The sequence below is a fragment of the Streptomyces sp. ATLC9 genome, assembly GCF_057196705.1.
In genome coordinates this window covers 1-9,218 of sequence record NZ_JBXUOY010000215.1, presented here as the reverse complement: position 1 = coordinate 9,218, position 9,218 = coordinate 1, and the positions used below count along the sequence as shown (strand labels likewise).

10 protein-coding genes, 2 tRNA genes and 1 pseudogene are annotated in these 9,218 nt (G+C 70.5%); 4 read left to right on the top strand and 9 right to left on the bottom strand.

The window, feature by feature from the left end; genetic code table 11:
- Window positions 1-98 (top strand): annotated as a pseudogene (locus tag AC2CJA_RS20010) (IS5/IS1182 family transposase); the annotation flags it as partial.
- A 110-nt stretch (window positions 99-208) separates the two neighbouring features.
- Entirely contained in the window at window positions 209-1,744 is a 1,536-nt protein-coding gene (locus tag AC2CJA_RS20005) for an ISL3 family transposase (protein ID WP_484604066.1), read from the top strand.
- Between the two features lie 60 nt (window positions 1,745-1,804).
- Here AC2CJA_RS20005 and AC2CJA_RS20000 read toward each other — a convergent pair whose 3' ends face one another.
- The 8 genes from AC2CJA_RS20000 to AC2CJA_RS19965 all read right to left on the bottom strand — a co-directional run bounded on the left by AC2CJA_RS20000 (window position 1,805) and on the right by AC2CJA_RS19965 (window position 7,302).
- On the bottom strand, window positions 1,805-2,104 hold the full coding sequence (locus AC2CJA_RS20000) for a hypothetical protein (protein WP_484604065.1): 300 nt from the start codon (window positions 2,102-2,104) through the stop codon (window positions 1,805-1,807).
- A gap of 172 nt (window positions 2,105-2,276) precedes the next feature.
- A tRNA-Val gene (locus AC2CJA_RS19995) sits at window positions 2,277-2,351 on the bottom strand.
- A 293-nt stretch (window positions 2,352-2,644) separates the two neighbouring features.
- Window positions 2,645-3,253, bottom strand: a complete 609-nt coding sequence (locus tag AC2CJA_RS19990) for a DUF624 domain-containing protein (RefSeq protein ID WP_484604064.1) — start codon at window positions 3,251-3,253, stop codon at window positions 2,645-2,647.
- On the bottom strand, window positions 3,250-4,158 hold the full coding sequence (locus AC2CJA_RS19985) for a carbohydrate ABC transporter permease (RefSeq protein ID WP_484604063.1): 909 nt from the start codon (window positions 4,156-4,158) through the stop codon (window positions 3,250-3,252). Before AC2CJA_RS19985 ends, AC2CJA_RS19990 begins: the two co-directional genes overlap by 4 nt.
- Entirely contained in the window at window positions 4,155-5,168 is a 1,014-nt protein-coding gene (locus tag AC2CJA_RS19980; protein WP_484604062.1) for a carbohydrate ABC transporter permease, read from the bottom strand. Before AC2CJA_RS19980 ends, AC2CJA_RS19985 begins: the two co-directional genes overlap by 4 nt.
- Before the next feature lie 20 nt (window positions 5,169-5,188).
- Window positions 5,189-6,460, bottom strand: coding sequence for an extracellular solute-binding protein (locus AC2CJA_RS19975; protein WP_484604061.1), 1,272 nt, complete (start codon window positions 6,458-6,460; stop codon window positions 5,189-5,191).
- A 227-nt stretch (window positions 6,461-6,687) separates the two neighbouring features.
- A tRNA-Val gene (locus AC2CJA_RS19970) sits at window positions 6,688-6,759 on the bottom strand.
- A gap of 78 nt (window positions 6,760-6,837) precedes the next feature.
- Window positions 6,838-7,302, bottom strand: coding sequence for a TIGR02611 family protein (locus AC2CJA_RS19965; protein ID WP_484604060.1), 465 nt, complete (start codon window positions 7,300-7,302; stop codon window positions 6,838-6,840).
- 121 nt (window positions 7,303-7,423) lie between these two features.
- Between AC2CJA_RS19965 and AC2CJA_RS19960 the strand changes: the two genes are divergently transcribed.
- On the top strand, window positions 7,424-7,837 hold the full coding sequence (locus tag AC2CJA_RS19960) for an SsgA family sporulation/cell division regulator (RefSeq protein WP_003959770.1): 414 nt from the start codon (window positions 7,424-7,426) through the stop codon (window positions 7,835-7,837).
- A 219-nt stretch (window positions 7,838-8,056) separates the two neighbouring features.
- Window positions 8,057-8,617, top strand: a complete 561-nt coding sequence (locus AC2CJA_RS19955; RefSeq protein WP_484604059.1) for a CGNR zinc finger domain-containing protein — start codon at window positions 8,057-8,059, stop codon at window positions 8,615-8,617.
- A 46-nt stretch (window positions 8,618-8,663) separates the two neighbouring features.
- Here AC2CJA_RS19955 and AC2CJA_RS19950 read toward each other — a convergent pair whose 3' ends face one another.
- On the bottom strand, window positions 8,664-8,873 hold the full coding sequence (locus AC2CJA_RS19950) for a hypothetical protein (RefSeq protein ID WP_484604067.1): 210 nt from the start codon (window positions 8,871-8,873) through the stop codon (window positions 8,664-8,666).
- Window positions 8,874-9,218: the final 345 nt, after the last annotated feature.

The following is a 9,218-nucleotide window of genomic DNA, read 5'->3' as shown; positions in this document are numbered from 1 at the left end:
CCTGGCGTCTCCTTCGCAAGATCCGATGCTCGACCACCCGGATCACCAGCCTCATCCAAGCCGTCCTCACCCTGCATTTGGCCAGCTCAGGCCGATGATGGAAAAGCCTCAGTGGCGGCCGACAAACGACGGCAGCGGGACTGTAAAACGTTCGGCTCTGTCTCACATTCGGTGGTGACGGAGAGTCGCAAGGGTCGTTGACGTCCGTGTGAAGGATGTCGACGAGCTTGTCCAGACAGTGTTCTCGGGGCTGTCCCCGCTGGTCATCGAGGATGTGATCGATGAGAGGAAGCGGATCGTGGTGCGGGCACGAACGCCGCGGGGCGCTGCGGTCTGCCCGGCGTGCGGGGCATCGTCGGGGCGGGTGCACGGCCATCAACTGCGGACGGTGGCCGACGTGCCGGTCGACGGGCGCTGGGTGGTGGTGCGGGTCCGGGTGCGGCGTCTGGTGTGTCCCACGCTCGGCTGCCGCCAGACCTTCCGCGAACAGGTTCCCGGAGTCCTGGAGCGGTATCAGCGGCGTACGGCCCGCCTGACCAGACAGGTCAAGGCCGTGGTGAAGGAGTTAGCGGGCCGGGCGGGGGCGCGGTTGCTGACCGTACTCGCGGTGGACCTCTCGCATCACACGGCCCTGCGCACCTTGTTGCGGATCCCGCTGCCCACCGGGCGGGTGCCCCGCGTGATCGGTGTCGACGACTTCGCCCTGCGCCGGCGGCACCGCTATGCCACCGTGGTGATCGACGCCGAGACCCATGAGCGGATCGACGTGCTGCCCGACCGCACGGCCGACACGCTGGAGACCTGGCTGCGCAAGCATCCGGGCGTCGAGGTGGTGTGCCGCGACGGCTCCGCGACCTACGCCGAGGCCACCCGTCGCGCCTTGCCCGGCGCGGTGCAGGTCGCCGACCGGTGGCATCTGTGGCACAACCTGTGCGAAGCCGCTCTGAGCGAGGTCAAGGCCCACAGCAGCTGCTGGGCGGCCGTGCTGGACGCGCCCCTCTACGACGGGCCTCGCGCGCAGACGACTCTGGAGCGCTGGCACCAGGTCCACGGCCTGCTCGACCAAGGGGTGGGCCTGCTGGAGTGCGCCCGCCGGCTGCAGCTGGCCCTGAACACCGTCAAGCGCTACGCCCGGGCCGACCGGCCCGAGCGCATGCTCCGCGTCCCCAAGTACCGTGCCGGCCTCGTCGATCCCTACCGCGAGCACCTGCGCACACGCCGGGCCGAGGACCCCGCCGTCCCCGTCGCGCGCCTCTTCGAAGAGATCAGGGCCCTCGGCTTCACCGGCTGCCTGAACCTCCTGCACAAGTACATCAATCAGGGCCGCGCGGACGCCGACCGCAGCCACATCTCCCCGCGCCGACTCGCCCGGATGCTCCTGACCAGGCCCGGCAACCTCAAGACCGAGCAACACGAGCTCCTGGCCAGGCTCACCGCCGCATGCCCCGAGATGACCCACCTGGCCGCAGCCGTCAGAGACTTCGCCCCCCTCTTGAAGCCTCAGCCGGGAAACGCCGACGCACTCACGTGCTGGATCGCCCAGGTCCGCGCAGTCGATCTGCCCCATCTGCACGCGTTCACCCGCGGCCTGGACCGCGACCGTGACGCCGTGATCGCCGCACTCACACTGCCCTACAGCAACGGCCCCACCGAGGGAGTCAACACCAAGACCAAGCGAATCGCGCGCCAGATGCACGGACGAGCAGGCTTCCCCCTGCTTCGCCACCGCATCATCCTCGGATGACAACCACTCTCCGTCACCACCGGAAGTGAGACAGAGCCGAACGTTTGACAGACCCCACAGCTACAGGCACTCGACGCAGGCGAAGAGAACCTGCTTGAGCTGGCGGCCGACGGCACCCTCCCGCAAGCCAAGATCAAGGCAAAGCTGCGCGACATCGAGCGTCAGCGACAGCACCTCAAGGAACGACTCACAGAGGCCAGCCAAGACCTGTCCGAGGGCGCCCGCCTGATCGACGTCTGCCTGAGGCTGCTGGAGAACCCCCAGGAGCTGTATCGCCGGTGCGATGACGACCAGCGACGCCTTCTGAACCAAGCGATCTTCCACGGCCTCTACGTCGACGAAGACCAGGTCGCCGAACACGACCTCAAGGAGCCGTTCTCACGGCTCCACGCAGTCCAGGTTGCCGAGCAGCAATCCGAGGCCCCAAACACCAGCAGGACCCTCCCCCAGTCGGGGAAGGGTCCTGTGTTGGACACCATCGAAGTCCTGCTAGGGGGCGTTGATTCGGCCCCATGTTCTAGTAAGCCTTCTATGGTGGGCGATACTGGGATCGAACCAGTGACCTCTTCGGTGTGAACGAAGCGCTCTCCCGCTGAGCTAATCGCCCTTGCGGTGCCTGCGGCACGACGAGAACCATACAGGGATCCCGGGTGTTCATCCAAACTCCTTTCCGCGCTCCCTGCGAACCCTCCCCCGGCGGACGGCGCGGCCCGCGCATACCGAACCCCGCCTCCCGCCCACCGCCCACGGTGCGCACCGCCGCTCACCGGTCCGGTGCCGCCCCGAGCGCGCTGCTCCTGCTCGTCGGCGCGGCCTGCGGGAAACGGCCGCGGTGGCCGGACGGGCAACCGGACGGCCGGAGCGGGCCGTCCGCAGTGAGCCGGAGCGGACCGCCGGTGGTCAGGTGCGGCCGTACCGCCGCTCGACGGCGACCGCGCAGGCGGCCAGGCAGCCGAGCGCCGGGGCGATCAGGGGCGGCAGCATCCAGGCGGCGACGCCGGTCACGGCCAACCCTCCGGCCAGCAGGAGCGAACCGCCCGGCTCGGTGCTCAGGGTGCGCCGCGCGGCGGCCCGGCCGGTACCGGACCAGCCCTCGCCGGGCCGCCAGGCGGCGGCGGTGCGCAGCCCGGCCACCACCACGGCCGCCGCCGCTGCGGTGGCCGTGGCGCCGACCGCGATCACCGCGGGGCCTCCGGGCAGCAGCCCGGAGGAGACCATCCGCAGGTCGAAGGCGAGCAGCGCCAGGACGGCCCACCACAGCAGCGAGAACCGCCAGCCGGTGCGTACGGCGGCCGCCAGTTCGGCGGCGAACTCCCGCCATCCGGCCTGCTCGGCGTCCAGATACCGCCGCAGATGCCCGCAGCCGGCGGCGAACGCGGGCAGCGCCGTCACCAGCGCGAGCGCGGCGAGCAGCAGCCACACCCCGGCCAGCAGACACTCGGCGAAGAGCGCGAACCGGGCGGCGGGGGGCCGCCGGTCCGTGCCCGCCGCGGCGCTCGTCCCGCTCATCCCTTGAGCCCCGAGGTGGCCGCGCCCTCGACGAGGTAGCGCTGGAAGGCGAGGAAGAACAGCAGCACCGGCAGCAGGGCCGCGACCGACATGGCGATCATGCCTCCGTAGTCGGCGAGACTGTCCTGGTCCATGAACATCTTCAGGCCGAGCGAGACCGTGTACTTGTCGGGCTCGTTGAGGTAGATCAGCGGCCCGAGGAAGTCGTTCCAGGCCCAGATGAAGCTGAAGATGGCACTGGTGATCAGCGCCGGGCGGCACAGCGGCAGCACGATCGTCCAGTAGATCCGCCAGTGGCCGCAGCCGTCGATGCGGGCCGCCTCGTCCAGTTCCCGGGGGAGGTTGCGCATGAACTGCACCATCAGGAAGACGAAGAAGGCGTCCACCGCCAGGAACTTGCCCAGCAGCAGTGGCACATAGGTGTTGATCAGCTCCATCTTCTGGAACAGCACGTACTGCGGCACCAGCAGCACGTGGACGGGCAGCAGCAGGGTGCCGATCATCAGCGCGAACAGCACGTTGCGCCCCGCGAAGCGGATCCGGGCGAAGGCGTACGCGGCCAGGGAGCAGGAGATCAGCACGCCGGCCACCGACCCCAGCGCGACCAGCAGCGAGTTCACGAAGAACGTCTCGATGCCGATGCCCGCGATCCCGTCGGCGAGCCGCTCGTAGTTGTCGGTGATCGGGTCGGTGGGCAGCAGTTCGAGGCTGCCCACGATCTCGTCTCCCGGTTTGAGGGAGCCACCCAGCACCCAGACCACCGGATAGAGCACCACGGACAGGAGGGCCAGGGCCCCCAGGTGCCACAGGACCGGCCGCCCCCTGCGGCGCGCCGAGGCGCCCGCGCCGGTGCGCGGAGGGCGGATCGGGCGGGTTGTGCGGGCGGTGCCGGTGGGCGCGCTCATCGGCCCCCCTCCTCGTAGTGCACCCAGCGGCGCTGGGACCAGAACAGCACGGCGGTCACCAGGGCGATCCCGGCGAGCAGCATCCAGGCCATCGCGGAGGCGTAGCCCATGCGCAGGTTGGAGAAGCCCTGCTCGTACAGGTACCAGGTGTAGACGAGCAGCGAGTCGCCGGGGCCGCCCGCGCGTCCGCCCGGTCCGGCGATCACGAGTGCGGAGGTGAAGATCTGGAAGGAGTGGATGATCTCCAGCAGCAGATTGAAGAAGAGCACCGGGGAGATCATCGGCAGGGTGATGGAGCGGAACCGCCGCCAGGCACCGGCGCCGTCCACCTCGGCCGCCTCGTACAGCTCGCGCGGCACCTGCTTGAGGCCGGCCAGGAAGATGACCATCGGCGCGCCGAACTGCCAGGCCGACAGGGCGATCAGCGTCGGCAGCGACCAGTCCGGGTCGCCGACCCAGCCGCCGCCGTCCCAGCCGAACAGGCTCAGGGAACGGTCGACGACCGCGTCGTCCTGGAACAGGGCCCGCCAGACGATGCCGATGCTCACGCTCGCCCCGATCAGCGAGGGAGCGTAGAACGCCGAGCGGTAGAAGCCCTGCCCCCTGCGGGGCCGCACCAGCAGCATCGCCACGCCGAGCGCGACCGCGAGCTTGAGCGGGGTGGCGATCAGCACGAACACGGCCGTGACCCGCACCGACGTCCACCAGCGGTCGTCGGAGAACATCTCGGAGAAGTTCTCCAGGCCCACCCAGCGGGGCGAGTCGAAGAGGTTGTAGTCGGTGAAGGCCAGATAGAGCGAGACGAGCATCGGCCCCAGCGTCAGCAGCAGGATGCCGACGCACCACGGGGAGAGGAACAGGTAGCCGGCCAGGGTCTCCCGGCGGGCCCGCCGCCGCGCGGTGGCGGCGGGCCGGGAGGAGGGGGCGGTGGAGGAGGGGGCGGGGCAGCGGGGGCTCCTCGCCGCCCGCTCCCCCTCCTCCCCGGCCGGTGGGGGGGTTTCGGTACGCATCACGGGACGTTCTCCCCGGGTCAGGAGCCGAGGGCTGTCTTGGCCTCGTCGAAGAACCGGGACACCGCTTCGTCGACGGAGACGGTGCCCTGCGCCATCGAGCGGTAGATGCTCAGGAAGGCGGCCTCGACGGTGTCGGTCCCGGCCGGGTGGGGCGTGATCGGCTCCAGGTAGTCGGTGACGCTCTCCTCGTACTCGGCGATCTTGGCGTCGGGCCCCTTGGGCTCGTAGGCCTCGAACTGCGCGTTGGTCGGCAGCACCCCGCGGTTGTAACCCATGATCTTCCCGACCTCGGGGGTGTTGACCATGAAGTCGATGAACTTGGCGACCTCCTCCGGGTGCTCGGTCCGGGCGGAGGCGCTGAGCATCAGCGAGGAGAGGTACTGTGCGGTCCGCTCGCCCTCCATGGTCGGGATCGGCGCCAGGGCGAGCTCCCTGTCCGTCTCGGAGGTGTAGCGCGCCAGGAAGTTGTCCCAGGTGAACTCGGCGGCCGACAGACCGGCGCTGATCTCGGACTTGGGCAGGACCTGCGCGGCCTGCTTGGCCGGGACGAGCAGGCCGTCGTCGAGCTTGGCGCGGTGGTCGCCCCACCACTTCCTCAGGTCGGCCTCGGTGAAGCCCAGCCCCTCCTCGGTGAAGAATGCCTTGTCCTGCTGGCGCAGGTAGAGGTCGTACAGGTACATCACGCCGCCGTTGCTGCTGGCGCCCCAGAACTCCTCTTCGGGTTCGCTGATCTTCTTGACGGCCGCGTCGAAGTCCTTCCACGTCCAGCCGTGCTCGGGGGTGACGCCGGCCTCCTCGAACGCCTTGACGTCGTAGACGAGGGTGAAGGTGTTGGCCCCCACCGGCACGCCCAGGAGCCTCCCGTCGATCTCACCGGCTCCGCCGAGCCCCTGGCGGAAGTCGTCCAGGTTCAGATTGCCCGCCTTCACCTGGGCGTTGAGGTCCAGCAGCAGGTTCTTCCGGCCGTACTTGCGCAGGAAGGCGTAGGAGTTCTGGAAGACGTCCGGCGGATTGCCGCCCGCCGCCTGGGTGTTGAACTTCGTCCAGAAGTCGCCGTACTCCTGGAAGTCGGTCTTGACCTCGATGTCGGGATTCTCCCTCTCGAACAGGTCTATGGTCCTGTTGATCAGGTCGGCCCGGTCCTGCGCACCCCACCAGGAGTAGCGGATGGTCACCTTGCCGTCCGCACCTCCGCCGTCGCCGCCGCACCCGGAGGCGAGCAGCCCCAGCGCGGCCAGGCCGGCCCCCAGGGCCCGCAGACCCGTGACCCTGCTCCATCGAGAACTCATCGAAACGCCCCTCCCGGGCGGGTTCGTCCCGCCACCCCGGTTGTTTGAAACGTTTTAGGCAAGCGCTTGCCGGGTTAACTTAGGGATGCACGGCAGAGGCGTCAACGGTTCGGACGGAATTCACCGGCGGGCATCCGGAGCGTGTGCGGGCGGATACGAAGAGGTCGGGGCCCCCCGGGGGGGGGCCCCCCGGCCGCGCCCCCCCCCCCGGGCGCCCCGACCTTCGGTGGGCGATACTGGGATCGAACCAGTGACCTCTTCGGTGTGAACGAAGCGCTCTCCCGCTGAGCTAATCGCCCGGGTGCGGCGACAACATTACCGCATGTCAGCGACTGCCCGTGACGCCCCCCGCGTCCGCCGCCGGGCCTCCCGCCGGCTCAGGTCGCGATGTCCCACGGCATCGCCATCCCGTACCGCGCCAGGTACAGGCCCACCAGGACCGCGGCGACGGCCACGCCGAACACCGTGAGCGTCACGTTGCGGCGCCGCACCTTCGGGTCGAGTGCGCGCCTGGCCGCCTCGGAGACCTTCCGCCGCGTCCACCGCAGGACGATCTGGGCCCAGACGAACTCCGTGGCCCAGACCGCCAGCCCCGTGAAGATCACCAGCCAGCCCGGCCCCGGCAGCGCCAGCATCAGCACTCCCGCGGACACGATGGCGAGCCCGACCAGGAAGACCCCCACCTGCCAGCTCAGATGGAGCGCCCGGGACGCCTTGACGAAGCGCGGCGCCCGTGAACCGAGGGCCCGTTCCTTACTCTCGGTTTCCACGCGCCCCAGATTACCCGAGACTCCCACCCCGTTCGCCCGAACAGACCACCTGCTAAATCCCCATTCCTCCATCTGAATGATGCGAAGGGAAGCAAAAGGGACAGAGGGGTTTACAACCCTCCTGTGGGTGGCATGTCGATTTCGCCGACGTGCGAATCCCCGAGCGCACACTGAGCGAAAGGCCCTGGCGCTTATGAACACCACGGTCAGCTGCGAGCTGCACCTGCGCCTCGTTGTATCGAGCGAGTCCTCCCTGCCTGTACCCGCGGGCCTGCGGTATGACACGGCCGATCCCTACGCCGTGCACGCCACCTTCCACACCGGCGCCGAGGAGACCGTCGAGTGGGTCTTCGCCCGCGATCTCCTGGCCGAAGGCCTGCACCGTCCCACAGGCACCGGCGATGTCCGTGTCTGGCCGTCCCGCAGCCACGGCCAGGGCGTCGTCTGCATCGCCCTCAGCTCACCGGAGGGCGAGGCGCTGCTGGAGGCCCCCGCGCGGGCCCTGGAATCCTTCCTCAAGCGAACGGACGCCGCCGTCCCCCCCGGCACCGAGCACCGGCACTTCGACCTCGACACCGAGCTCTCCCACATCCTCGCGGAGAGCTGACAGGCACCGGTCTCCCGCTGCCGTCCGACTCGGGGCGACGGCTCGGGACCCGGCCCCTCCCGCCCGGCGACGGGGGGCGGCCGGGCCCCCCCCCCCCCCCCGGGCGGCCCCCCCCCCCCCCCCGGCCCCCCCCCGCCGCCGTGTCCGGGAGAGGCTAGAGTCTCACCGCAGCAAGGCCCGCAGGGCTGCCGACGAGGAACCGGCCAGGGAGCGACGACCGTGCTGATCAACCATGACACCCGGTGCGCTCTCGACATCGTCGTCGACCTCCTGAACACCGCGCCCGACGAGCACTCCCCCGACATGCTCACCGATGTCGGCGCGCTGCGCGCCTTCGTCGAGCGCAACGCCGTCAGCGACGTGGGTGACCTGGACGGGGCGGACCTGGCCGCCGTACGGAACGTGCGCGAGGAGTTCGGGCGGGTCTTCGCCGCCTCCGGCGCACACCGTGCGGCCGAGCTCGTGAACACACTGGTCGCCGCCGCCGGCACCACGCCCCGGCTCACCGACCACGACGGCTACGACTGGCACATCCACTACTTCGCCCCCGGCGCCTCCCTCGCCGACCACCTCGCCGCGGACGGCGGCATGGCACTGGCCTTCCTGATCGTCGCCGGGGAGCGCGAGCGGCTGCGCCGATGCGCCGCCCCCGACTGCCGCCGCGCCTTCGTGGACCTGTCCCGCAACCGCTCGCGCCGCTACTGCGACAGCCGCACCTGCGGCAACCGTCTGCACGTGGCCGCCTACCGGGCGCGGCGGCGCGAGGCCTCCGAGAGCTGACCTGGGGCGGGCGCGGCGGCGCCCCCCCCAGGCCGGGACGCGGCGGTCAGAGCAGAAACAGGTCGTGCACCGCCGTCAGGAAGACCAGCGCGCCGACGACGGCCAGGAAGAGCATCAGCGGCGGCTGGGAGAGGGCGAACAGGCAGCCGCGGGGCTCGGGCTGTTCGGCGGCAGGTCCGCCGGGCCGAGTACCGGGCCCGGTCTCGCGCAGGGTGCCGGGGGCGGAGCTCTCGGGTGTGTCGGTGGTGTCGCGCATCTCGCCGCGATGATGGCGCAGAGCGGAGCGCCGCGCGGTTCAACACACCACCGCGCGCGCACGGTTCACCGGATTCAGATGCCGTGTTTCTTCAGAATCGCTTCGATGTCCGAGAAATCGTCCGTGTCGGCCGCCCCTGCCGCCGGTCGCTTCTCACGGCCCCTGTCCTCCCCGGAACCCTCGCCGCCGAGGGCCGGCCGGGAGGCGCCGGGCTCCGCCGCGCGGCGCGCGCCGCGCCCGGACCCGGTGCCGCCCTCACGGGCGCGCGTCCGCCTCCCGGCGCCGCGGCCCACCACCTACATGACCAGTGCAGCGGCGACCACCCCGAAACCGGTCCACTCCGCG

Coding starts and splice junctions, on each gene's coding strand:
- AC2CJA_RS19990 (WP_484604064.1), bottom strand. CDS start 3,253: ATGAGCGGGACGAGCGCCGCGGCGGGCACGGACCGGCGGCCCCCCGCC.
- AC2CJA_RS19960 (WP_003959770.1), top strand. CDS start 7,424: ATGAACACCACGGTCAGCTGCGAGCTGCACCTGCGCCTCGTTGTATCG.
- AC2CJA_RS19965 (WP_484604060.1), bottom strand. CDS start 7,302: ATGGAGGAATGGGGATTTAGCAGGTGGTCTGTTCGGGCGAACGGGGTG.
- AC2CJA_RS19950 (WP_484604067.1), bottom strand. CDS start 8,873: ATGCGCGACACCACCGACACACCCGAGAGCTCCGCCCCCGGCACCCTG.
- AC2CJA_RS19975 (WP_484604061.1), bottom strand. CDS start 6,460: ATGAGTTCTCGATGGAGCAGGGTCACGGGTCTGCGGGCCCTGGGGGCC.
- AC2CJA_RS19980 (WP_484604062.1), bottom strand. CDS start 5,168: ATGCGTACCGAAACCCCCCCACCGGCCGGGGAGGAGGGGGAGCGGGCG.
- AC2CJA_RS19985 (WP_484604063.1), bottom strand. CDS start 4,158: ATGAGCGCGCCCACCGGCACCGCCCGCACAACCCGCCCGATCCGCCCT.